This window comes from Streptomyces sp. NPDC025806 (assembly GCF_055558275.1).
In genome coordinates, this window is the sequence record NZ_JBVHMU010000005.1 from 143,838 (window position 1) to 165,446 (window position 21,609).

Here is a 21,609-nt window from a genome sequence, read left to right on the forward strand (position 1 = left end):
GCTTACCTAATGGAGGTTCCGGGATGGGTGTCCGATCGATCGCTGCCGCCGTGCCCACCACGGCGGCCCACGCACGCTCCGTGCTCGCCACCGCGTTCAGCTGCGGCGTCACCACCGACGTGGGACGGGACGACCTCGTCGGCGCCCACCGCGTCGACGAGGACGGCACCCTGCGCATCGCGCCGCCGCCCGACAGCGTCCTCGCCGCCGCCGCGCTCTGCGCCCCGCACGGCCGGCCCACGACCCTCGTGGAGTTCGCCGACACCGCACCCGTGCCCGTACGGGACCGGATCCGCGCCCGCCTCTGGCTCTCCGGCGAACTCGTCCCGGACGGCGACGAACTGGTGCTGCGTACCGAACGCGCCGTGCTCCAGACCCGCACCGGCCGCACCGGCATCGACCTCGACGAACTCGCCGGCACCCGCGCCGACCCGCTGGCCCGCGCCGAACCCCGGCTCCTGACCCACCTCGCCGACGTCCACCCCGAAGCTGTCGAACAGCTCACCCGGCTCATCTGTCCCGACAGCCTGCACGGCGTCACGCGCGTCCAGCCGCTCGCCGTCGACCGGCACGGACTGACGCTCCGTCTGGAGCGCGCCCGCGGCCAGGCGGACGTCCGCATCCCGTTCCACAGCCCCGCCGACGACCTGGCCGCCCTCACCGAACGCATGCAGTGCCTCCTCGCCTCGGCGCAGGCCGTCACCCACCGCCGGATGTGACCCGCGACGGCTCTCGTGCGGACTCCTCCCGGGCCGCCGCCCGGCGCTCGCGCCGCGTCGGCCGGAACGCCCATTCCATGGCCGGCTCCACCACCGGCCGGAACACCCGGCGCACCGGCCCGGTGCACAGCAGCGTGATCCCGCCGACCGCCAGGCCCGTCACCGCCAGTTCGCCCAGCGGCGTGTGCAGCCACGGATGCGCGTACCAGTCCCCGAACCGGGCCGCCTTGATGACGAACCCGTGCAGCAGATACGCGTACAGCGTCCCCGTGCCGAGCGCTGTGCACCACAGCCTGCGGCCCGGCACCCACGCGAGGAAGCAGGCGGTCAGCACCAGCGCCAGCACGAACAGCGCCGGGGTGAAGATCAGCCCCGTCCACGCCGGTACGCCCTGCTCCGCGACGCTGGCGCGGTGGTAGAACCAGCCGGCGTCCAGCCACGGCTCCACGGCGTACGCCGCCACGGCCGCCGCCGCGAGGACCGCCAGTGCCACCCGGCGCACCCGCCACGTCCGCAGCCGTGCGAAGTGCTCCGGCCGCAGCACGAGCCCCACCACGAAGAACGGCAGGAACTGCAGCACCCGCTGCAAGGCCAGATCCCCGCCCGCGTCCGGCCACATCGACATGGCCGTGCCGATCGCCAGCGCCACCGGCACCGGGTGCCGCAGCTGCAGCCACAGCGGCGTCGACATCCGCCACACGAACAGTGCGACCAGGAACCACATCAGATACCAGGGATCCAGCAGGCTGAGCGGGTACCCGGGATCGTCCTGCGCCCAGCGGTAGAACAGCGTGTACACCACCTCGAAGACGACGTACGGCACGACCACCCCGGTGACCAGCCGCCGCAGCCGGCTCGGCGCCATGTCGAAGCTGCGCGAGAAGTACCCCGACACGAGGGCGAACGCCGGCATGTGGAAGGCGTACACGAACAGGTACACCGCGTGCACGGTCCGGCTGCCGTACGTCAGCGGTTCCCAGGCGTGCCCGCACGCGACGAGCACGATCGTCAGGTACTTCACGTTGTCGAAGTACGACTCGCGGGCGGCGGGTCTGACCTGCGGGGGAGCCGCCACCGGTTCCTGGACCGGTGCCTGCGTCCGTGCCCCGGGTGGTGTCTGCGTCGGTGTCGGTGTCCGTGCCGTCCGTTGTGCCATCGCGTCGCGGTGCCCCTCGTCGTACGTGTCGCCCGTCGGGTGAGTCCAGGCCTCCCGTCTTCCCGGCTTCGACCGTTCCATGGCACCCCGAAACGGAACAAGGGCCCCCGGCGGCGAGTCGGAACTCGCCGCCGGGGGCCCTCGGGTGAGCGGCGCCCGGGCGTGTCACACGGCCGTGTAGCCGCCGTCCACGAGGTGGTAGCTGCCCGCCACGAACGAGGCGCGGTCCGAGAGCAGGAACACGATCAGCTCCGCGACCTCCTCGGAGCGGCCGAGCCGGCCCGCCGGGTGCAGGGCGACCAGACCGTCGTAGGCGGCCTGGTCCATCTCCTTGAGCAGCGGGGTGTCGATGAAGCCCGGACCCACCGCGTTGACCCGGATGCCCTTCGCCGCGTACTCGGCGGCGGCCGTCTTGGTGAGGCCCACGACGCCGTGCTTGGCCGCCACGTAGGCCGGGGAGCCGGCGAAGCCGACCGAGCCGAGGATCGAGGCGACGTTGACGATCGCGCCGCCCCGGCCCGAGGCCTGCATGGCCGGGATCTCGTGGCGCATGCTGAAGAACACGCCGTCCAGGTTGGTCCGGACGACCCGGTGATAGACATCGATGTCGTACTCGCCGGTCGGGGCGCTCGCGCCACCGATGCCCGCGTTGTTGACGGCCAGGTCGAGCCCGCCGAACGTGTCGACCGTGAACGTCACGGCGGCGCGCACGGACTCGGGGTCGGTCACGTCGAGCGCCACGGCCGCCGCCTCGACGCCCTCCTCGCGGAGCGCCTCCACGGCGTCCCGCGCGCCCTGCTCGTTGAAGTCCGCGACGACGACCTTCGCTCCGCCGAGGCCGAGCCGGCGGGCGGTGGCCAGGCCGATGCCGGAGGCGGCGCCGGTGACCAGGGCGGTCTTCCCGGCGAACTCGGTGGCGTAGTCGGGGGTGATGGTGGAGGGGGTGGTGCTCATGGTGCGGTTCACTCTCTGGTTGCGTTGTCGGCGGTCGCCGCGCGGGCGGCCTCCCCGAAGAGGGCGTCGTAGGCCCGCGCCACCAGATCGGCGAGGTCTTCGGCGTCCGAGCCGGCGCCGCGCGCCCAGGTGCGCAGCGCGGCGGTCAGCACACTGGCGGCGGCGCCGACCACGATCCCGGGAAGCGGGTCCCGGGCCGGGTCGGTGCCGAGCCGGTCGGCGATGATGCGTACGGACTCCTCCTGGGCGTCGACCCGGATGCGCTCGTACGCGGCGAACAGGGCGGGCTCCGCGTCCACGACCGCGTACAGCTCGCGCAGGCGCGGACGGTGGTGCCAGCCGGGGGTGTCCCGGTCGGTCAGCCAGTCCGCGACGGCCCGGCGGTACGCGAGGAGCGGGGGCTCGGCGGCGGGGCGCTCGCGCAGCGCGGCGTTGATCCCCGCGCCGTCGGCCCGCGTGAAGTCGAGCGCCGCGTCCTCCTTGCCGGTGAAGTGCCGGCTGAAGGTGCGGCGGGTGACGTCCGCGCGCTCGGCGATCGCCTCGACGGTGACGGCCGCGAGCCCCTTCTCGAGCACGAGCTCGACGGCTGCCTCGGCCAGCGCCTCACGCGTCCTGAGCGCCTTCAGCTGCCGCCGGTCGACCCCTTGGGTCCCCGCACCCTCGTTCGCCTTCATGCCCCCAGAGTACACCTTGATGTCCCGTCGGGACATGAGTCCCGGTGAGACATCTTTCACGGGGAGGTGGCGGGGAGTGGGGTCAGGCGTGCCAGTGGCACTTCAGGGCCGCGCTGAAGAACCCCGGGCCGTAGGCGACGGCGAGCCCGCGGGCGTCCGCTGCCGGCGGCGCGGCACAGGTGCGCTCCAGGACGCGCAGGATGCTGACGCCGCCCAGGTTGCCCTCGTCGGCGAGGGACTCGGTGGAGTGGCGGGTGAGCTCGGGATCGATCCCGAAGGCGTCGGCGGTGTCGCCGATGATGCTGAGGCTGCCCGGGTGGATCACGGTGAAGTCCGGGACGTGTGCCCCGTACCAGTCCTTGACGACGGTCAGTGTCTCCGCGGCGGTGGTGGGGGCGAGTTTCGTCGACTCGAAGTGCATCCCCTTGTCGTCGAGCCGGCCTCTGTAACGGGTGACGCTGTCCGGGAGCGTGTACTCGAAGGTGTCGTCGATGGCGAGCCCCGGGCCGAGCGGCTCGCTCGTGACCACGGTGGCCGCCCCCGCGTCGCCGAAGAGCGCCTTGTAGATCATCGACTCGATCGACGACGCCGCGTGGTTGTACGTCGCGGAAAGCACCTCGGACGCGACCACGAGGACGGCGCTGCCGGGGCGCACGGCGACGAGGTCCGAGGCGCGGATGAGCGCCTGGGCGCCACCCCCGCAGGCCGCCGTCGCCATGGCGATGCGCCGGGTCGTCGGCCGCAGGCCGAGACGGTGGATGAGGTGGATGTCCAGATTCGGCACGGCCCAGCCGGTCGCGTGCGTCGTCACGATGGCATCGATGTCGTCCACCGTCAGGCCGGCGGCCTCCAGTGCGGACACCGAGGCTCGCTCGGCCATGTCCAGCGCGTCCTCGAACGCGAGTCGTGTGCGCTCGTCCACGCCGGCGGTGCCCGAGATCGTGGCCGCGTCGAGCGGCCGGGTGAAGTGGCGGGTGCGGACCCCGCAGTTGTCGACGACCCGCAGGACGGCCCGCAGTCGCGGGTGGTCCGGGTGGTGCAGTCGTATGTCGTCGGATATCTCCTCGGTGGTGACCTTATGGGTGCCGAGGACGGTCCGGGGCGGTGAGACGTACGCGGGCATGGCAGCTCCCACAGGGGTGAGTAGGGAGTGGGGGGTGCTGCTCAACGTACTTCACAGGAACCTCAGTCACTCCAGTCCCGGGTGCGGTCGGCGCGCAGGTTGGGTGGTGTGGGAGCGGAGCGTTCCGGACCCGGGCGGAACAACAGGATGAACATGCGGGACCCGGGCGCCGTCATGGGCTGCGCCGCACAGATCGACACCCAGCCGGCGCCCTTGAGCGCGTGGCGCAGCGGGCGTTCGTGCCCATCGGGGTGAACCAGGGCGCCGCCCTCCTCGTAGAACGGGGCGATCTCCGGGTCGTCCAGGATCTCGCGCTCGATCCGCGCCAGCGTCGCGTCCTCCGGGCGCGCGGTGATCGCCGCCCGCAACTGGGGGATGATCCAGGGCACCCATGCGGTGTTCCACTGCAACAGCGTGCCGCGCGCCTCGGGTTCCAGAAGCATCCAGCGCATCGTGTTGGCAGGGACGCGGCCGTCGGGGAACAGTTCGGCGAACGCGGAGTTGTAGGTCAGCAGGTCCCAGGATGCGTCGGTCACGTAGGCGATGTGCTCGATGCCGTCGACGGCCTCCTGCCAGATGCCCGGGATCTCCTTGCCGGAGGAGGAGTGCAGCGGGCCGGGCGGGTCCTGGTGCAGGGCGAACCTGCACAGTGAGCTCCACTCCTGCTCGTCCAGACCGAACAGAAGGGCGATGTCGCGCAACAAAGAGCTGGGCGGATTAGGATAGTTGCCCGATTCCAGCCGGTGATACGTGCCCAGCGTCCGGTGCAGCAGCTGGTCCACCTGATGCTGCGAAAGGCCCGGCGCCCGTCTGCCCTGTCCCGTCGGACGCGTGAAGCCGTGGGACTCGGGGGCTATCAGGGCGCGCCGTTCACGGAGCAGGGCGCGGAGCGCCTTCTTGTTCATGGTGGGTAATCCCCATTCGTACACGCCGAGTTGAGCACCGGCAGTCTAAATACTCCCAACGGCTTTGGTAATAAACATTGCCCGAAGAAAACGATCAGTCGGTCCGCCATGATGAGTCGTGCGAGGTTGCTCACCTGCCGGTTTCATCGTCTGTGCGTACGTAGACACAGTGATGTGGCACCTGTGCCGGGCCGCTCGAAAATGGCCGAAATTTCCCGGCGGCGGGTAACCCGCGAGCCTCCTGGGGCTGTTCGAGGAAGAGAGTGGGACCGGGCCACCAATTCGTTCGATGTGGCCGGAAAATGCGTTGCACGACGCACGTCCCGCGCTCGCCCGCGACGCCCCGACGGGGCTTCTGGCTGCGGTCGGTGCCGTCACTCGCCATTACGTAGCGGCCACGGCACCGGTCGCGCCCGCTCCGCCCCGCACCCGCGGGGCATACTCGGCCCAGCCCATCGCGCTGAAGGGCGCCTTCCTGTGCACTGCGGCCCGCGAAGAGGAACGGGTCCGGGGTGCCCTCGCCCGGTTGGCCGGACGCCGGGGGCTCGGCGTCGGCAAGGTCAGATCGGCCCTGGAGAAGCTCGGTTACCGGCCCTCCGGGATCACGGTGGCCGGATCCGGCTCCCTGGTCACCTACGTCGTCGACCGGCACGGGCTGCGTGAAGCCCGAAGGCGGCCACCAGTCCGGCGGTTTCGGCCGCGGCTCAGTCAGGCCTCCGGGCCACGTGCGTCACGTAGTCCTCGGCCGCCGCCTCCAGCCCGATGTCGTGCCCGTCGCGCTCGGACACGTACCAGCGGTGCTCCAGCAGCTCGTGGTACAGCTCCGCCGGGTCCACGGGGGAGGGGAGACGGTCGCGGACCGCGCGGACCGTCGGCCGGAACACGTCGCGGACCCAGCGGTGCGCCAGCACCTCCGGCCGGGCGCCCCGCGCGTCGTCCTGCGTGGCCATCCAGCTCTCCAGGTCGTTCAGCAGCCGCCGCGCCTGGTTCTCCTCCGCGTCCAGGCCGGTGAGCCGCAGCAGTTGACGCTGGTGGTGCCCCGCGTCGACGACCTTCGGCACGAACGTCACCGTGTCGCCCTGGGGCGAGCGCGAGATCTGCATCTCGGCCACGTCGAAGCCCAGGTCGTTCAGCCGCCGGATCCGCCGCTCCATGTAGTGGTGCTTGCCCGGCGGGTACACGGAGGTGCGGGTCAGCTCGCTCCACAGGTTCGCGTACCGCTGCCCGATCTCCGTACCGAACTCGATCGGGTCGATGGACGGATGCAGCGCGCCCGAGGCCTCCAGGTCCAGCATCTCGCCGCTGATGTTCACCCGGGCCAGATCGATGTCGTACTCCCGCTGTCCGTCGCTGAGCCGCGGATGGATCTCCCCCGTCTCGGCGTCCACCAGATACGCGGCGTACGCGCCGGCGTCCCGGCGGAACAGCGTGTTGGAAAGCGAGCAGTCGCCCCACGCGAAACCCGCCAGGTGCAGCCGCACGAGCAGCACCGCCAGCGCGTCCATCAGCCGGTGCACCGTGGACGGACGCAGCGTCGTCTCGAACATCGAGCGGTACGGCTGCGAACCGCCCAGATGCCGGGTGATCAGGACCGGTTCGAGCGGGGCGCCGTCCGCCGTGGTGCGGCCCGTGACCACGGCCAGCGGATCCACGGCCGGTATGCCCGTCCGGTCGAGGGCGCGCAGCATCTCGTACTCGCGCAGCGCCGGCCGCTCGGCGAGCTCCTTCACGGCCACGACCTCGTCGCCGGCGCGCGCGTACCGCACGACGTGCCGGGAGATGCCGCGCGGCAGGGGCACGAGGTGCTCCTCGGGCCATTCCTCGAGCGGCAGGTGCCAGGGGAGGGCGAGCAGGAGCACCGGATGCTCCGGGTTGGTGGCGCTGATCTCGAGCGGCATGCGCCCAGCGTAGGCAGGGCGGGCGAACGAGTGCCCCGGAAGGCACAGTTCAACGGTCGGACAAGGACCGTTCCGCCTCCGCCAGGATCTCCGTCAGCCGCAGGCCGAACCGCGCGTCGCACGCGTGCGGCGCGCCCGTGCGCGCCGAGTGGAGCAGTACGTCGACGGCTGCGGCCAGTGCCTCCTGGTGCGGGCCCGCCTCCGGCATCGCCGTCACCCCGGCCGTGCCGCGGAACTCGACCGCCGCACCGCCCGCCGCGCGCGGCGCCGTCAGGCTCAGCGCCGCCGTGCTCGACGCCCCCGACGCGTGCCGCAGCAGCAGATGCACGGTGTCGCCCGGCCCGCGCCCCGCCGTCACCCCGACCACGTCGCCCAGCACCGGCAGCAGCATCGACAGGGCGTGCGGACCGACGTCCCACAGCGCGCCCCGCTCGGCCCGCCAGGGCGTCGCGGCCCGTACGGCGTCGGCGTCCTCGGCGGAGAACAGCGCGCCGTACCAGTCGGCCCGCCCCGTGAACCAGCCCTCCGTCGCGGACTGCTCCGCCAACCAGGCCGTGACGTCCTGCGCGTAGCGCATCGTGCAGAACACCGCGGAGGCGACGCCCGCCGCGTCGGCGGCCTCGACCACGGCACGGGCTGCCGCCGGATCCGTCGCGAGCGGCTTGTCCAGGAGCAGATGGCAGCCCGCCGCGGCGGCGCGCTCCGCCAGCGGCGCCTGCACGTCCGGCGGCACCGCGAACGCGACCGCGTCGCAGGCCGCGAACAGCGCGTCCACGTCCGCGTAAGCCGTCGTCCCGTGCGCGGCGGCCAGCTCCGAGGCCGCTTCCGGGCGCCGGCCCCAGACCCCGGCGAACCGCACCTCCGGATGAGCCTGGAGAACGGGGGCGTACGTGCGCCGCGCCCAGGGGCCGGTGCCGACGAGTCCGAAGCGCGGAGTGTCCGTGGTGAGCGTCATGGCCCGCAGTATCGCCCGGACGTACCGGCCCGCACAGGCCCGGCGCGGTGGGCCGTGGGCCGTGGTCCGTCGTCCGTGGGGCGGGGGCCGGTGGGTGTGACGCAGGTGGCAGGACCGGCGTGCGACAGGCGCAGACAGCCGGGCCCTCGGTGGTGAATACTGATTCACCATCGGGTGAATGGCCATTCACCCCACGCGGGCGCCCACCGGAGCGCACCGGCCCGCGCCCGACGCCCCGAGCAGGAGACCCATGGACCACGTCCCGATACCCGCGACGCGGCGCCCGCGCGAGCGGTTCACCGTCCCCGTCCTCGCCTTCGGCGGCATCCTCATGGCGGTCATGCAGACCGTCGTCGTCCCGCTGTTGCCCGACCTGCCCCGGCTCACCGGCGCCTCCCCGGCCGCCGTGTCCTGGATGGTCACCGCGACACTCCTGGCCGGCGCCGTGCTCACCCCAGTGCTCGGCCGGGCCGGCGACATGTACGGCAAGCGACGCGTCCTGCTCGGCGCGCTCGCCCTCATGACCGCGGGCTCCGTGCTCTGCGCGCTGACCTCCGACATCCGCGTCCTCATCGCGGCCCGCGCCCTCCAGGGCGCCGCCGCGGCCGTCGTACCGCTGTCCATCAGCATCCTGCGCGACGAACTGCCGCCGCACCGCACCGGCTCCGCCGTCGCCCTGATGAGCTCCACCGTCGGCATCGGCGCCGGACTGGGACTGCCGCTCGCCGCGCTCGTCGTCCAGTACGCGAACTGGCACGTCATGTTCTGGGCGACCGCCGCGCTCGGCGCCCTCGGCCTCGGCGCCGCGTGGTGGGCGGTACGGGAGTCGCCGGTCCGCTCGCCCGGACGCTTCGACGCCCTCGGCACGACCGGGCTCGCCGCCGGACTCGTCTGCCTGCTGCTCGGGGTCTCGCAGGGCGGCCAGTGGGGCTGGGGCAGCGCGCCGGTCCTCAGTCTGTTCGCGGGAGCCGTCGTGATCCTCGCGCTGTGGGCCCTGTGGCAGCTGCGCACCGCTCAGCCGCTGGTCGACCTGCGGCTCGCGGCCGGCCGCCGCGTCGGACTCCCGCACCTGGCGGCCCTGTTCACGGGCTTCGCCTTCTACGCCAACTCGCTCGTCACCGCGCAGCTCGTGCAGGCTCCCGTCGCCACCGGCTACGGGCTCGGCCTGTCCATCGTCGCGACCGGCGTGTGCATGCTGCCCAGCGGCGTCATCATGCTCCTCTTCTCGCCCGTGTCCGCCCGCATCTCCACCCGGTGGGGCCCCCGCGTCACCCTCGCCGCCGGCGGCGTCGTCCTCGCGCTCGGCTACGGGATCCGCATCGTCGACAGCACCGACCTGTGGGTGATCCTCGTCGGCGCGGCCGTGGTCTCGACCGGCACGACGCTCGCCTACTCCGCCCTGCCCACCCTCATCCTGCGCGCCGTCCCCGCCGCCGCGACCGCCTCCGCCAACGGCGTCAACGTCCTGATGCGCACCATCGGACAGGCCGTCTCCAGCGCGGCCGTCGCCGCCGTCCTCGTCCACCACACCGCCGACGTCGGCGGCCTCCCCGTCCCGACCCTGCACGGCTACCAACTGGCCTTCGCCATGGCCGGTAGCGTCGCCCTCGTGGCCACCGCCATCGCCCTGGCCGTCCCCGACGACCGCGCGGCGGGAACGGCCGGCACCCCCGTGGCGGCCCCCGTCGCCACCGCGAAAGGAGCGTGAGGCGATGGACGGCACCGACACGGCGCACCCGGGCGGAGCGCGGCCCGCACCGGTCCGCCGGGACGCCGAGGCCAGCAAGGCGGAGATCGTGCGCGCCACCCGCTATCTGCTCGCCCGGCACGCGCAGAGCGACATCACCCTGAAGGCCATCGCGGACCGGGCCGGGGTCAGCCCGCCGCTGATCCTCAAGTACTTCGGCAACAAGGACGCGTTGCTCGCCCACACCATGGACTTCGAGGCCGACGTCGACGCTCTTCTCGACGCGCCGCTGACGGATCTCGGCCGGCACATGGTCCGCTCGGTGCTCACCAGCCAGGCCGGGAACGGCACCGACCCCATCCTGCGCATCGCGTTCGCCCCGCTCCACGGCGCCCAGGGCGAGATCCTGCGCGCCAACTTCCGCGCCCAGGTCACTCAACGCCTCGCCACCCGACTGACCGGCCCCGACACCGGGCTGCGCGCCGAACTCGCCGTCGCCGCGCTGCTCGGCCTCGGCGTCGTCTACGGTCTGGCCCGTGGCCCGCACGTCCGCGCCGCGGACATCGAGGACGTCGTCAACCGCTACGTCCCCGCCGTCCAGGGGCAGTTGGACCAGCCGTAGGCAGATCATGGCTGGGCACACGCATCCCGACACTGGAGGTTCCATGCCCAAGGGCTACTGGGTCAGCGTCTACCGCACCATCTCGGACCCGGAGAAGCTGGCCGCGTACGACAAGCTGGCCGGTCCGGCCGTCCGGGCCGGGGGCGGTCGGGTCCTCACCCGCGGCGGTCGGGTCCTCACGCATGACGCCGGAATCGCCGAGCGGGCCGTCCTGATCGAGTTCGACAGCTTCGAGCAGGCCGTCGCGGCGCGCGAGAGCGCGGCCTACCAGGAGGCGCTGGCCGTCCTCGCGGACGCTGTCGAGCGCGACTTCCGCATCGTCGAAGGACTCGACTGACCGGGGTCAGGTCGGATCTGCCCGCGGCAGAACCCGGACCCGACCGGACGCGACGATCACTACAGTCCAGGCTCATGACGACGGTTACCACGCGCACGATCGCCTACGAGGCCGACGGCCTGACGATGATCGGGCACCTCGCGCTCCCGGCCGGAACCAGCCGCCGGCCCGCGGTCCTGGTCGGGCCCGAGGGGGTCGGGCTCAGTGACGTCGAGCGCCGCCGGGCCGACGCGTTCGCCGAACTGGGATACGTGGCGCTGGCCTTCGACCTCCACGGCGGGCGCTACCTGGGCGACCCCGAGGAGATGCTGGCCCGCTGCATGCCGCTGTTCGCGGACCCCGACCGGATGCGCGGCATCGGCCACGCGGCGCTCGACGTGCTCCGCGCCGAGCCGCGGACCGACCCCGGCCGGATCGCCGCCGTCGGCTACGGCACCGGGGGCGCGATCGCACTGGAACTCGGGCGCGACGGCGTCGACCTGCGCGCGATCGCGACGGTCAACGCGCTGACCACGGGCCGACCGGGCGAGGCCGCGCGCATCCACTGCCCGGTGTGGGCCGGGGTCGGATCGGAGGACCCGATCATGCCGCCCGCGCAACGGGACGCGTTCACCGCCGAGATGCAGGCCGCGGGCGTCGACTGGCGCCTCGTCGTCTACGGCGGCGCCCTGCACGCCTTCCACCACCCGACGGTCGACCACACCGTGCGCCCCGGCGTCGGCTACCACCCGCGGCACGCCCGGCGAGCCTGGCGGGACGTCGTCGACCTGCTCACCGAGTGCCTGCCCTTGACGGAGTGACCTGACCGGCCCCCACGATGCCGTTCCACGAACTCGCGGACCGGAGCGAATCGGCTCGGCCGATCGTTGACCGGCGACCGCCGGCTACACATCGCGGATCGCCGAATCCCGGCCGCCGGCCCCGAACTCACTCGCAGCGCACGGTCAGCGGCGTGAAGGTGATCGCGGTCGTCGGGCCGTCCGACCAGGCGACCCGTAGCTCGCCGTCCGTGTACGTCACCTCGGACACGGCGTCCGGTGACACGACACCGTCGGCCGACCCGCCCAGGGAAGCCAGGGCCGCGAAGACCCGGGTGCCCTCGACCGGCGCCCCGAGGCGAGGCACCCGTACCCACGGCTCGTACGCCGTGCCCTGCGGTGCCCGTATCGCGTCGCGCTCCTGCCAGCCGTGCAGGCCGGTCAGTTCCGAGGGGAGCGCGTCCGTGGCCCAGCCGGTCAGCGAGACGTGCGCGCCGTGTGGGGCGCCGACGACCCGGTGCACGCGCAGCTCGTGCCGGCCCCGGGCCACGGTCACGCTCTCCACGCGCAGCCCGGGCACCATCGGGGCGCCGGCCGGGAACACCGGGCGGTGCCAGGACGCCGCCCAGCCCCAGCCGTCCCCGTGCCCCGCGCCGAGCGGCTGGATACGGCGGCGGACACTGCGGGCCCCGCCGATCTCCACCGACAGGTGGTTGTCGGGGATGTTCGTGAGCGAGGTCGGGCCGGTGTGCGTGGAGTACGCGTGCCGGCTGTAGTGGGCGTCCTCCTGGGACGCGACCTCGCCCGCGTGCGGCGGGATCTGGTCGCTGCCGTGGTTGTGCAGCCGCACGATCCCGTCGGCGCCGGTCGACTGCACGAGCAGACCCGGCGCGGGCAGCGCGAGCACCCGGTCGGGGCCCTCGCTCGGCGCCGCCTCCTCCCGCGCCGTCCACAACGGATGGCCCGCGGGCGCGAGGAGCGCCACGAACCCCTTCGACGCCCAGTACGGGGACGCGGGCCCCGAGTAGTTCTGCAGCGTGGCCGCGTGCGGACCGTGCCAGCCGAGGCTCAGCAGGCCCTGGTCCGTGACGGCGCCGCGGTCGAGGAAGTACCGCAGGCTCCCGCTCGCCAGCCGCCGCGACGCACCGGGGGACAGCGGCGTGTGTCCCGTGAGCGCGCCCACGCCGATGGCCGCCGTCGCCGCGAACCGGTACGTCAGCGACCGCCCGAAGTGCACCGGCGCCCCGTCGCCTCCGAACAGCAGCGAGAAGCCCTCCAGATGTTCCCGCAGCCGCGGCCCGAACCGTTCCAGCAGCTCCGTGTCGTCCGACAGATGGGCGTGCAGCATCGGATACAGGTGCAGGGCCCACCCGTTGTAGTGGTCGAAGGACCGCCCGTCCCCGTCCGCGTACCAGCCGTCGCCCCGGTACCAGGTCTCCATCAGGTCGAGCGCGCGCTCCCGGGCCCGCGCCGTGACGGCGTCACCGCGGCCCACCGACTCCAGGAACGAGGCGACCGTGAACGGGAAGAGGTACCAGTTGTTCGGCGCGGGCGTGTGCGTGAGCGCCCCGCGCAGCCAGGCCTCGGTCCGGTCCCGCACCCCGTCGTCGAGCCGGTCCCACAGCCAGGGCCGGGTCAGTGCCAGACCGAGCGCGACCGATGCCGACTCCACCATCGGCTGGCCCTGCACGTGATGGTCCAGGATCAGCGGCCACGACTCGGCGTCGTCCTGGCCCGGCGTCGCGGTGCCCGCGGCGAGCCCTTGCGCGTACCGGTCGAGCCAGCCGTGCGGATCCTTGCCCTCGGCGCCCGCGACCCGGAACCCGGCCGCGAGGAACGTGCGCGCGTACCCTTCGAGACCGTCCGAACGGACCCCGGACACGGACGGTGCCCCCGGCAGGTCGAGCAGCGCGCCGCGCGGGGTCGCCCAGCGCCAGGCCGCGCCGAGCAGCCCGTCGGCGACGGCCTCCCAGTGCGCCCGGGTGTAGCCCGTGACCTGGCTCAACTCCCGGTCTTCCTGCGGCAGTTCGAACGGGATCGTCATACGGGGAACGCCAGCCTCTCGCGTCGTACGGAAGGAACTCCCGCGTCGCACGCGAGGCAGGAGACGGGACGGTCGCCCGGGGTGCCGGAGAGCTCCGGCGCGCAGCATAACCAGGCGGCGGCGCCGCAGGTCAGTCCCCTGACGGCGCCGGTTCCGGCGGGATCCGGTCGAGCGCGATGCCGAAGTGCCGGGCGTACGCGTCGAGCACGGCGGCGTCGGAGGGCAGCACCACCTCGACGCGCCCCTCGCCCGACGTGGTCTTCAGCGTGCGGCCGGTGAGCGTGATCCGGCCCTCCTCGGTGAGCAGCGAGCAGACCAGGGAGCGGGTGAACCGCGAGGCGGGCGAGGTCCGGTGGTACCAGGCCCCCACCTCGAAGTCCGCCAGCGCCCGGGGCCGCAGGTCGAGCAGATACTGCGGCACCCCGTCGCAGCGCAGCAGCAGATCGCCCCCGGCGGCCTCCTCGACGCGGAAGACGCCGCCCGGGTCCGCCTGGTCGCCGCGCTCGTCGAACCGCAACGGATAGTGGCTGAGCGCGCCGAACCCGACGTCGGCCAGCCAGTCCGTCCCCTCCGTGGTCCGCACCCGCAGGGCCAGATGGTCGTACGGGATGCCGAAGCCGCCGCCCTCGCGTGCCACCCGCGCCTGCAGCAGCGTCACCTCGAAGCCCAGCGCGTCGAGCAGCGCCGCGAACGCCCCGTTCAGTTCGTAGCAGAAGCCGCCGCGTCGCCGGTCGACGACCTTGGCGAACAAGGCCCCGGGGTCGAGCGACACGTCCTCGCCCAGATGCACCGACAGGTTCTCGAACGGCACGGTGCGCAGATGCGCGTACTGCAACGCGCGCAGAGCCTGCGCGGTGGGCGCGGCGGGGCGCTCGGCCCCGATGCGGTGCAGGTAGGCGTCGACACGGCCCGGATCCCACTGATCTTCCATCCGGCCAGTGTCACCGACCTTCCGCACCACGGGGGAGACCGACGCCGTGCGCGCTCCGCAGATCACGATGCCGCGTCCAGCCCGTAGATCCGCTCCAGCAGCCACGCCTCGTTGCCCGCGAGGCCCGCGCGCCGCAGCGCCTCGTCGGCCTCCTCGATCGGCACGGCGAGCACCGACGCCGTGTCCGGTGGCTCCGTGCCGCACAGCGCGGCCCGCGCCGTGTGCGTGAGGCGCAGTAACGCCTGTGCGGCCGCCCGCTCGTGGTGTGTCGTCCGCTGCCCGAGGTTCGTCGTCCCGTTCATGCCCCCACTCTTGCGCACGGCACTGACAATCCCGCCCCGGCGCAGGTCAGCGGCGCGTGAGGTGCAGTCGAAGGCCCTGCGGCATCAGCGTCAGCCGCTCCGCGATCCGCAGCCGGTAACCCGGCTCCGGCGCCAGGTCGTAGCGGCGCAGCAGCAGCCCGAGCACCAACGTCGCCTCGTGCAGCGCGAACTGACGGCCGATGCAGGCCCGCGCCCCCGTGCCGAAGGGCTTGAACACGTGGCCCGGACGGGCCCGCACAGCCTGCGGCGCGAACCGCTCCGGATCGAAGGCCTCCGGATTCTCGCCCCACGCCGCCGGATCACGGTGCAGCATCGTCGTCAGGACCAGCGCCCACGCCCCGCGCCGCATCGGATGCACCCCGCCCAGCGTGGTGTCCGTGACCGCCTCGCGCGCGAACGCGGGCGCCGTCGGCCACAGCCGCAGCGACTCGTCCAGCACCCGCCGCAGATACCGCAGCTTCGCCACCTGCTCGTACGCCGGCACCTCCACGTCGCCCCACACCCGGTCGACCTCGTCCCGCGCCTTCGCGAGGACGTCCGGGTGCTGCGCGAGATAGTGCAGCGCGAACGACAGCGCGCCCGACGTCGTCTCGTGCCCGGCGACCAGGAACGTGATCACCTGCCGTCGGATGTTCTCGGGCGTGAGCCGCTCACCCGTCTCTGGATGCGCCACCTCCAGCATCCGGTCCAGGAGATCGCCCGGACCGTCGCCGGACGCGCGGCGGGCCGCGATCACCTCGTCTACCGTACGGTTCAGATAGGCGCGGTCCGCCGCATTGCGCCGCTCCGCGCCCCGCAGCAGCACCGAGAGGAGCGGCGGCACCACGTTGCGCCGCTGGGCGAACGAGAGGGCGCCCACCATCGCCGAGATGAACGGGTGCGGGCCTTCCTTGTCGAAGTCCCGCTCGAACGAGCCGAAGTCGTACCCGAACCCGGTCCGGGCGATCGTCTCCAGCGTCAGCTTCGTCATGTCGACCGGCACGTCCACGCTGCGGCCCGCCGCCTCGCTCGCGTCCCACGCGCTCATCAGCCGACCCGCCACATCGAGCATCAGCGGGTGGTATCCGGCCATCGCGTCCCGGCTGAACCCGGGGGCCAGGACGTCGTGCGCCAGCTGCCAGTTCGGCTCGTGGTTGTACGCCGTGAACAGGCCGTCGCCCGCCAGCGGACGCAGATTGGCGACCCCGAGCCCGACGTGCTTGGCGAACCGGGACTCGTCCGCGAGCTCCGCCGCGAGATCGGCGCCCCAGACGAAGACGATCTCCTTGCCGAAGCCCTTGCGCCGGAAGATCGGGCCCAGCTCGGCCGCGATCCGCATCGAGTCCTGGATCGGCGTGCGGACGTTCGCCCCCACCACGTCACCGATCAGCGGCACCCGGCGCGACGGGTGCGGAATCCGGTCCAGGCGCGGCCACCCCTGCTCGGCACTGCGAAAACCCCGCGGCAGCACACCGCCGGGCGCCTGAGTCACCTGCGCCATCGTGCCCATCTCCCTTGCGCCGACCGTCCGTTGACCGGACCCGAGCACCTTGTTAGACGTGGATTCAATAATGCGCCACAGTCTGGGCCTGTTGTTGAACTCACGTCAAGTAAAGGGGCGAAGCCGCAGTAGAGTGCCGTCCATGGCGACGGACCGAGGGGGAACGGGCACGTCGGGAGAGCGCACCACGCGCCGCCGGCTCAGCACTGAGGAGCGGCGCGAGCAACTGCTCGGCGTCGGGGCGCGGCTCTTCGCCCAGCACCCGTACGACGATGTGTGGATCGAGCAGGTCGCCGAGATCGCCGGCGTCTCGCGCGGGCTGCTCTACCACTACTTCCCGACGAAACGGGACTTCTTCGCGGCCGTCGTCCGGCGCGAGAGCGCGCGCATGCTGCGGCTGACCGCCGCCGTCCCCGGCGTCCCCGTCCTCGACCAACTGGGCACCGGACTCGACACCTTCCTCGACTACGTCGCCACCCACGCCGAGGGCTTCCGCGCCTTCCACCGCGCCGAGGCGGCCGGCGACCCGACCGTGCGCGCCGTCTACCGCGAGGGCCTCGCCGCGCACGAGGCGCAGATCAGGGCCGCCCTCGCCGCCGACCCGCACCTCGCCGACCGGCTCCCCGCGCCCGACACGCTCGGCATCGCCGTCCGCGGCTGGCTCGCGTTCCTCGTCGCCGTCTGTCTGGACTGGCTCGACCGGCCCGAACTGCCCCGCGCCCACGTCCGCGACCTGTGCGCGCGCACCCTGCTCGGGGCGATCGCCGCCGGCTGACCCCGCCCGCCGCGTCGCAGGTGGCGCGGCTTGTGAGGCCGCGCATCCGCCTCGTACGGTGAGTGCATGCCAGGAACGCAGGGCCGCACGGCCGAGGACCCGCCCACCGAGCGGATCGCCGCCGACCTCGCGACCGCCGTGGGCCGGCTGGCCCGCCGCCTGCGCACCGCGTCGCCGGACAGTCTCCTCACCCCGACCCAGCGCACCGTCCTGGCCCGGCTCGCCGTGGAAGGCCCCGCGACGACCGCCGCGCTCGCCCGCGGCGAGTACGTACGCCCCCAGTCCATGCGGCTCACCGTCGGCGCGCTGGAGGACCGCGGCCTCGTGTCCCGCGCGCCCGACCCGGAGGACGGACGGCAGTCGGTCGTCTCGGTGACCGACGAGGGCCGCGCCGTGCTCGACGCGGTCCGCGCCGCCAAGCACGGCTGGCTCGCCGCGGCGGTCGACGCCGCGCTCGACGCGGACGAGCGCCGCACCCTCGCCGAGGCGATCACCCTGATGGAACGGCTCACCGGCACGTAGCGTCCGGCGCCCTACGGTTCGACCTCCGGCGGCGGCGACTGCTGCGCGGACGGCGGCTGTTGCTGCTGCGCCCGCTCCAGGAACCGCAGCAGCTCCACCGGGAACGGCAGCACCAGCGTCGAGTTCTTCTCGGCCGCGACGGCGACCACGGTCTGGAGCAGCCTCAGCTGGAGCGCGGCGGGCTGCTCCGCCATCTGGGCCGCGGCCTCGGCGAGCTTCTTCGAGGCCTGCAGCTCCGCGTCCGCGTTGATGACCCGCGCCCGGCGCTCCCGGTCGGCCTCGGCCTGCCGGGCCATCGACCGCTTCATGGTGTCGGGCAGCGACACGTCCTTGATCTCCACCCGGTCGATCTGCACACCCCACCCGATCGCCGGACTGTCGATCATCAGCTCCAGACCCTGGTTCAGCTTCTCCCGGTTCGACAGGAGATCGTCGAGGTCGCTCTTGCCGATGATGGACCGCAGCGAGGTCTGCGCCATCTGCGAGACCGCGAACCGGTAGTCCTCGACCTCGATCACCGCGTTCGCCGCGTCGATGACCTTGAAGTAGACGACGGCGTCGACGCGCACCGTCACGTTGTCCCGCGTGATCCCTTCCTGGGCCGGCACCGGCATCGTGACGATCTGCATGTTCACCTTGCGCAGCCGGTCGACGCCGGGCACGACCATCGTGAACCCGGGCTCGCGGACCCCGCCGGACAGTCTGCCGAGCCGGAACACGACGCCGCGCTCGTACTGCTTCACCACGCGGGCCGCTGCCGCCACGTACACCATGCAGGCGGACACCGCCGCCGCACCCGCCACGACGAGTTCCTGGACCATGACTGCCCCCAGGCGTCCGAAAGGTCCCCTCAGCCAACGATATGCCCGCCAGGGGCGGCGCGGCGAGGGTCGTGCGGGCGGTGGCTTCCCCGGTGGGCGGGGGAGCGGTGCGGTAATGTGACGGGGCCGTACAGGCCGTGAACGAGAGAACGAGGAGGTGGGTCCGATCACCGCAGTGTCAGGTCGGGAGCTCCCGCCTCCCGCCGTGCGCCGCGTCCGCTCCCGCTGAGCGGTCCGACGGCGGCGCGGCGGCCGGGAGCCCCATCGGCTTCCCGAGAGGTCACGCTTTTCCATGTCTGATCCGCTCCTCCTGCTGCCCGAAGCCGCCCCGGTGGTGTCCGCGCTGCGCGCCGCCGGCTGCGTCTTCGCCGAGGACGAAGCGCGCGTCCTGCTGTCCACCGCCCGCGACGGCGCCGAACTCTCCGCCATGGTGGAGCGCCGCGCCGCCGGGCTCCCCCTGGAGCACGTCGTCGGCTGGGCCGAGTTCTGCGGTCTGCGCGTCGAGGTCGATCCCGGCGTCTTCGTGCCGCGCCGCCGCACCGAGTTCCTGGCCCGTCAGGCCGCGGCCCACATGCCCGCCGGGGCCGTCGTCGTGGATCTGTGCTGCGGCACGGGTGCCGTCGCCGCGTTTCTCGCCGGGCGTCGCCCCGCGCAGCTCGTCGCCGCGGACCTCGATCCGGCGGCGGTGCGCTGCGCCCGCCGCAACCTCGCCCCGCTGGGCGGCGAGGTCCACGAGGGCGACCTGTACGACCCGCTGCCCCGGTCCCTGGCCGGCCGCGTCGACATCCTCATCGCCAACGGCCCCTACGTCCCCACCGAGGACATCCCCCTGCTCCCGCCCGAGGCCCGCGACCACGAGCGCCGCATGGCCCTCGACGGCGGGGCCGACGGCCTGGACATCCTGCGCCGGGTGGCCGTGGAGGCCCGCGCCTGGCTGTCCCCCGGCGGGCGCGCGTTCATGGAGACCAGTGCCCGGCAGTCGGACGCGGCCCTGCGGGCGGTCAGGGAAGCGGGCCTCGCCCCCACGCTCGCCGAGGACGAGGACCTCGCGGCGACCGTGATCATGGCCACCGCGCACTGACCCGGCCGCGGATGACGCCGCGCGGGTCTTGCCGCGCGGCTGTCCGGGCCCTTTAATGAATGAACGGACATTTATTAATGGATGCCGGAGAGGGGAACAGTGATGGCGGGACGTCCTCGCGGTGTCGACGACGCGGTGATCCTGCGGGCGGCAGCCGACGTGATCGGCCGGGTCGGCCCGGTCGGCCTGACCCTGGCCGCCGTGGCACGGGAGGTGGGACTCGTGCCCGGCACCCTCGTGCAGCGGTTCGGCTCCAAGCGCGGACTGCTCCTGGCCCTCGCCGAGCGTTCCGCGAGGGACGCCGCCGCGCTGCCCGGGACCGTACGCGAGCACCACGCGTCGGCGCTGGAGGCGCTCACGGCGCTGGTCGTGGAGCCGATGGCCGCGATGGCGACGCCCGAGACCTTCGCCAACCACCTGGCGTTCCTGTGCATCGACCTCACGGACCCGGAGTTCCACGCGCACGCCCTGGCCATCCACCTCGCCCGGGGCCGCGCCGTCGGGGAACTGTTCGCCGAGGCCCTGGAATCCGGCGAGCTACGCGCCGGGACGGACGTCGCCGCCCTGGCCGGAACCGTCCAGGCGATCGCCTCCGGTACGGGCCTGACCTGGGCCCTCGATCGCCGGGGCACCCTCGACCAGCGCCTGCGGCGGGAGCTCGCCCTCGTGCTGGACCCGCATCGCCCGCACCACCACGGCCACGACCCGGAGGAATCATGACGAGCAACGCACGGCCGCTGACCGGCAAGGTGGCCCTGGTCGCCGGCGGCACCCGGGGCGGCGGCCGCGGCATCGCCGTCGAGCTCGGCGCCGCCGGTGCGACGGTGTACGTCACCGGTCGCAGCAGCGCCGCCGGACGCTCGGACCTGGACCGCCCCGAGACCATCGAGGAGACCGCCGGCCTGGTCACCGACGCCGGAGGCCTCGGCATTCCCGTCCGCACCGACCACAGCCGCCCGGACGAGGTCCGCGCCCTGGTCGAGCGGATCGCGGCCGAACAGGACGGGCGGCTCGACGTCCTCGTCAACTCCGTATGGGGCGGGGACCCCTTGACCGACTGGGCGCACCCGCTGTGGGAGCAGGACCTCGACACCGGACTCCGGTTGCTGCGGCAGGCGGTGGAGACCCATGTGATCACCAGCCGGTTCGCCCTCCCGCTGATGGTCGCCCGGGGCAGCGGTCTGGTGGTGGAGGTCACCGACGGCAACACCGCCCGTTACCGGGGCTCGTTCTTCTACGACCTCGCCAAGTCGGCGGTCATCCGGCTCGCCGTGGCCCAGGCCGCCGAACTGAAGGAGCACGGCGTCGCGGCCGTGGCCGTCACACCCGGCTTCCTGCGCTCCGAGGCCATGCTGGAGGGCTTCGGCGTCACCGAGGCCAACTGGCGGGACGGCGCCGCCAAGGACCCGAACTTCGCCGCCTCCGAAACCCCGGCCTACCTGGGACGCGCCGTCGCAGCCCTGGCCGCCGACCCCGACGTCCTGGCCAGGACCGGGCAGGCCCTGGCCACATGGGGCCTGTACAAGGAGTACGGGTTCACCGACGCGGACGGGACGCAGCCGGACTGGCCTGCGCACTGGGCCGAAGCCCTGGAAGAAGAGCACGGCCCGCTCGGCGACCCGCTGTGACCTGCGCCGCCCACCGCCACCACGTGCCGCGCAGCCACAGAACGCAGGCTGCGGTCAGGGTGCCCCCGGGGACCTGGCCTCGTGGTGGGCCAGTTCCCCGAGGCCGCGCGAGGCCGTCGCCCCCGTGAGACCCGCGAGCGCTTCGGTGGCGCGACCAGCGAGCCGGCCGACGATCCTCGTCCGATCCGGCTGGCCGTCACGGCATCACCCGAGCAG

General features: G+C 73.2%; 22 protein-coding genes. 10 read left to right on the top strand and 12 right to left on the bottom strand.

Features of this window, described 5'->3' with window-relative positions; genetic code table 11:
• Positions 1–23: 23 nt before the first annotated feature.
• Positions 24–719: a DUF2470 domain-containing protein gene (locus ACZ4E1_RS13330; RefSeq protein WP_467538810.1), complete on the top strand. Its 696-nt coding sequence runs from the start codon at positions 24–26 to the stop codon at positions 717–719.
• Here the strand turns inward: ACZ4E1_RS13330 and ACZ4E1_RS13335 are convergent.
• The 7 genes from ACZ4E1_RS13335 to ACZ4E1_RS13365 all read right to left on the bottom strand — a co-directional run bounded on the left by ACZ4E1_RS13335 (position 700) and on the right by ACZ4E1_RS13365 (position 8,384).
• Positions 700–1,875, bottom strand: coding sequence for an acyltransferase family protein (locus tag ACZ4E1_RS13335; RefSeq protein WP_467539591.1), 1,176 nt, complete (start codon positions 1,873–1,875; stop codon positions 700–702). The genes ACZ4E1_RS13330 and ACZ4E1_RS13335 overlap by 20 nt on opposite strands.
• Positions 1,876–2,040: 165 nt before the next feature.
• Positions 2,041–2,829, bottom strand: coding sequence for an SDR family NAD(P)-dependent oxidoreductase (locus ACZ4E1_RS13340; protein WP_467538813.1), 789 nt, complete (start codon positions 2,827–2,829; stop codon positions 2,041–2,043).
• An 8-nt stretch (positions 2,830–2,837) separates the two neighbouring features.
• Positions 2,838–3,503 (bottom strand): TetR/AcrR family transcriptional regulator, encoded by a 666-nt coding sequence (locus ACZ4E1_RS13345; RefSeq protein WP_467538815.1) that lies wholly within the window; start codon positions 3,501–3,503, stop codon positions 2,838–2,840.
• Between the two features lie 82 nt (positions 3,504–3,585).
• Positions 3,586–4,626, bottom strand: a complete 1,041-nt coding sequence (locus ACZ4E1_RS13350; RefSeq protein WP_467538817.1) for a beta-ketoacyl-[acyl-carrier-protein] synthase family protein — start codon at positions 4,624–4,626, stop codon at positions 3,586–3,588.
• Between the two features lie 62 nt (positions 4,627–4,688).
• Positions 4,689–5,531 (bottom strand): MmyB family transcriptional regulator, encoded by an 843-nt coding sequence (locus ACZ4E1_RS13355; protein WP_467538818.1) that lies wholly within the window; start codon positions 5,529–5,531, stop codon positions 4,689–4,691.
• Positions 5,532–6,235: 704 nt separating this feature from the next.
• Positions 6,236–7,429, bottom strand: coding sequence for a DUF4032 domain-containing protein (locus ACZ4E1_RS13360; protein ID WP_467538820.1), 1,194 nt, complete (start codon positions 7,427–7,429; stop codon positions 6,236–6,238).
• Between the two features lie 49 nt (positions 7,430–7,478).
• Entirely contained in the window at positions 7,479–8,384 is a 906-nt protein-coding gene (locus ACZ4E1_RS13365) for a Gfo/Idh/MocA family protein (protein WP_467538822.1), read from the bottom strand.
• 250 nt (positions 8,385–8,634) lie between these two features.
• Between ACZ4E1_RS13365 and ACZ4E1_RS13370 the strand changes: the two genes are divergently transcribed.
• From ACZ4E1_RS13370 to ACZ4E1_RS13385, 4 genes are all read left to right on the top strand, one after another.
• Entirely contained in the window at positions 8,635–10,092 is a 1,458-nt protein-coding gene (locus ACZ4E1_RS13370) for an MFS transporter (protein WP_467539592.1), read from the top strand.
• A gap of 4 nt (positions 10,093–10,096) precedes the next feature.
• The gene (locus ACZ4E1_RS13375; protein ID WP_467538824.1) at positions 10,097–10,693 is read left to right on the top strand and encodes a TetR/AcrR family transcriptional regulator; all 597 of its coding nucleotides are present in this window, start codon (positions 10,097–10,099) and stop codon (positions 10,691–10,693) included.
• 43 nt (positions 10,694–10,736) lie between these two features.
• Positions 10,737–11,030 carry a DUF1330 domain-containing protein gene (locus ACZ4E1_RS13380; protein ID WP_467538827.1) on the top strand — a complete coding sequence of 98 codons (294 nt, stop codon included), beginning with the start codon at positions 10,737–10,739 and terminating at the stop codon, positions 11,028–11,030.
• 74 nt (positions 11,031–11,104) lie between these two features.
• The gene (locus tag ACZ4E1_RS13385; RefSeq protein ID WP_467538829.1) at positions 11,105–11,830 is read left to right on the top strand and encodes a dienelactone hydrolase family protein; all 726 of its coding nucleotides are present in this window, start codon (positions 11,105–11,107) and stop codon (positions 11,828–11,830) included.
• A 127-nt stretch (positions 11,831–11,957) separates the two neighbouring features.
• Here ACZ4E1_RS13385 and ACZ4E1_RS13390 read toward each other — a convergent pair whose 3' ends face one another.
• From ACZ4E1_RS13390 to ACZ4E1_RS13405, 4 genes are all read right to left on the bottom strand, one after another.
• Entirely contained in the window at positions 11,958–13,832 is a 1,875-nt protein-coding gene (locus tag ACZ4E1_RS13390) for a DUF2264 domain-containing protein (protein WP_467538831.1), read from the bottom strand.
• Positions 13,833–13,962: 130 nt separating this feature from the next.
• Positions 13,963–14,763, bottom strand: coding sequence for an arylamine N-acetyltransferase family protein (locus ACZ4E1_RS13395; protein ID WP_467538833.1), 801 nt, complete (start codon positions 14,761–14,763; stop codon positions 13,963–13,965).
• Between the two features lie 62 nt (positions 14,764–14,825).
• Complete coding sequence (locus tag ACZ4E1_RS13400; RefSeq protein WP_467538836.1) at positions 14,826–15,065, bottom strand: hypothetical protein; 240 nt, start codon at positions 15,063–15,065, stop codon at positions 14,826–14,828.
• 46 nt (positions 15,066–15,111) lie between these two features.
• Positions 15,112–16,566 (bottom strand): cytochrome P450, encoded by a 1,455-nt coding sequence (locus ACZ4E1_RS13405; protein ID WP_467538837.1) that lies wholly within the window; start codon positions 16,564–16,566, stop codon positions 15,112–15,114.
• A 142-nt stretch (positions 16,567–16,708) separates the two neighbouring features.
• Between ACZ4E1_RS13405 and ACZ4E1_RS13410 the strand changes: the two genes are divergently transcribed.
• Both ACZ4E1_RS13410 and ACZ4E1_RS13415 read left to right on the top strand, forming a co-directional pair.
• A complete protein-coding gene (locus ACZ4E1_RS13410) occupies positions 16,709–17,341 on the top strand; it encodes a TetR/AcrR family transcriptional regulator (protein ID WP_467538840.1) in 633 nt (210 codons plus the stop codon).
• 66 nt (positions 17,342–17,407) lie between these two features.
• The gene (locus tag ACZ4E1_RS13415) at positions 17,408–17,863 is read left to right on the top strand and encodes a MarR family winged helix-turn-helix transcriptional regulator (protein ID WP_467538842.1); all 456 of its coding nucleotides are present in this window, start codon (positions 17,408–17,410) and stop codon (positions 17,861–17,863) included.
• 11 nt (positions 17,864–17,874) lie between these two features.
• Here ACZ4E1_RS13415 and ACZ4E1_RS13420 read toward each other — a convergent pair whose 3' ends face one another.
• Complete coding sequence (locus ACZ4E1_RS13420; RefSeq protein WP_467538845.1) at positions 17,875–18,684, bottom strand: slipin family protein; 810 nt, start codon at positions 18,682–18,684, stop codon at positions 17,875–17,877.
• Positions 18,685–18,976: 292 nt separating this feature from the next.
• Here ACZ4E1_RS13420 and ACZ4E1_RS13425 point away from each other — a divergent pair, with 292 nt between their 5' ends.
• From ACZ4E1_RS13425 to ACZ4E1_RS13435, 3 genes are all read left to right on the top strand, one after another.
• Positions 18,977–19,765 (top strand): putative protein N(5)-glutamine methyltransferase, encoded by a 789-nt coding sequence (locus tag ACZ4E1_RS13425; protein WP_467538847.1) that lies wholly within the window; start codon positions 18,977–18,979, stop codon positions 19,763–19,765.
• Positions 19,766–19,867: 102 nt separating this feature from the next.
• Positions 19,868–20,485 (top strand): TetR/AcrR family transcriptional regulator, encoded by a 618-nt coding sequence (locus tag ACZ4E1_RS13430; protein WP_467538849.1) that lies wholly within the window; start codon positions 19,868–19,870, stop codon positions 20,483–20,485.
• Positions 20,482–21,393 (top strand): SDR family oxidoreductase, encoded by a 912-nt coding sequence (locus ACZ4E1_RS13435; protein ID WP_467538852.1) that lies wholly within the window; start codon positions 20,482–20,484, stop codon positions 21,391–21,393. Before ACZ4E1_RS13430 ends, ACZ4E1_RS13435 begins: the two co-directional genes overlap by 4 nt.
• Positions 21,394–21,609 lie beyond the last annotated feature (216 nt).

What these genes read in the sequence shown, in the direction of transcription:
- ACZ4E1_RS13330 (WP_467538810.1), top strand. Translation starts at nt 24, where the DNA reads ATGGGTGTCCGATCGATCGCTGCCGCCGTGCCCACCACGGCGGCCCAC.
- ACZ4E1_RS13435 (WP_467538852.1), top strand. Translation starts at nt 20,482, where the DNA reads ATGACGAGCAACGCACGGCCGCTGACCGGCAAGGTGGCCCTGGTCGCC.
- ACZ4E1_RS13345 (WP_467538815.1), bottom strand. Translation starts at nt 3,503, where the DNA reads ATGAAGGCGAACGAGGGTGCGGGGACCCAAGGGGTCGACCGGCGGCAG.
- ACZ4E1_RS13335 (WP_467539591.1), bottom strand. Translation starts at nt 1,875, where the DNA reads ATGGCACAACGGACGGCACGGACACCGACACCGACGCAGACACCACCC.
- ACZ4E1_RS13410 (WP_467538840.1), top strand. Translation starts at nt 16,709, where the DNA reads ATGGCGACGGACCGAGGGGGAACGGGCACGTCGGGAGAGCGCACCACG.
- ACZ4E1_RS13340 (WP_467538813.1), bottom strand. Translation starts at nt 2,829, where the DNA reads ATGAGCACCACCCCCTCCACCATCACCCCCGACTACGCCACCGAGTTC.
- ACZ4E1_RS13405 (WP_467538837.1), bottom strand. Translation starts at nt 16,566, where the DNA reads ATGGCGCAGGTGACTCAGGCGCCCGGCGGTGTGCTGCCGCGGGGTTTT.
- ACZ4E1_RS13385 (WP_467538829.1), top strand. Translation starts at nt 11,105, where the DNA reads ATGACGACGGTTACCACGCGCACGATCGCCTACGAGGCCGACGGCCTG.
- ACZ4E1_RS13415 (WP_467538842.1), top strand. Translation starts at nt 17,408, where the DNA reads ATGCCAGGAACGCAGGGCCGCACGGCCGAGGACCCGCCCACCGAGCGG.
- ACZ4E1_RS13360 (WP_467538820.1), bottom strand. Translation starts at nt 7,429, where the DNA reads ATGCCGCTCGAGATCAGCGCCACCAACCCGGAGCATCCGGTGCTCCTG.
- ACZ4E1_RS13375 (WP_467538824.1), top strand. Translation starts at nt 10,097, where the DNA reads ATGGACGGCACCGACACGGCGCACCCGGGCGGAGCGCGGCCCGCACCG.
- ACZ4E1_RS13370 (WP_467539592.1), top strand. Translation starts at nt 8,635, where the DNA reads ATGGACCACGTCCCGATACCCGCGACGCGGCGCCCGCGCGAGCGGTTC.
- ACZ4E1_RS13425 (WP_467538847.1), top strand. Translation starts at nt 18,977, where the DNA reads ATGTCTGATCCGCTCCTCCTGCTGCCCGAAGCCGCCCCGGTGGTGTCC.
- ACZ4E1_RS13395 (WP_467538833.1), bottom strand. Translation starts at nt 14,763, where the DNA reads ATGGAAGATCAGTGGGATCCGGGCCGTGTCGACGCCTACCTGCACCGC.
- ACZ4E1_RS13380 (WP_467538827.1), top strand. Translation starts at nt 10,737, where the DNA reads ATGCCCAAGGGCTACTGGGTCAGCGTCTACCGCACCATCTCGGACCCG.
- ACZ4E1_RS13430 (WP_467538849.1), top strand. Translation starts at nt 19,868, where the DNA reads ATGGCGGGACGTCCTCGCGGTGTCGACGACGCGGTGATCCTGCGGGCG.
- ACZ4E1_RS13350 (WP_467538817.1), bottom strand. Translation starts at nt 4,626, where the DNA reads ATGCCCGCGTACGTCTCACCGCCCCGGACCGTCCTCGGCACCCATAAG.
- ACZ4E1_RS13390 (WP_467538831.1), bottom strand. Translation starts at nt 13,832, where the DNA reads ATGACGATCCCGTTCGAACTGCCGCAGGAAGACCGGGAGTTGAGCCAG.
- ACZ4E1_RS13365 (WP_467538822.1), bottom strand. Translation starts at nt 8,384, where the DNA reads ATGACGCTCACCACGGACACTCCGCGCTTCGGACTCGTCGGCACCGGC.
- ACZ4E1_RS13355 (WP_467538818.1), bottom strand. Translation starts at nt 5,531, where the DNA reads ATGAACAAGAAGGCGCTCCGCGCCCTGCTCCGTGAACGGCGCGCCCTG.
- ACZ4E1_RS13420 (WP_467538845.1), bottom strand. Translation starts at nt 18,684, where the DNA reads ATGGTCCAGGAACTCGTCGTGGCGGGTGCGGCGGCGGTGTCCGCCTGC.
- ACZ4E1_RS13400 (WP_467538836.1), bottom strand. Translation starts at nt 15,065, where the DNA reads ATGAACGGGACGACGAACCTCGGGCAGCGGACGACACACCACGAGCGG.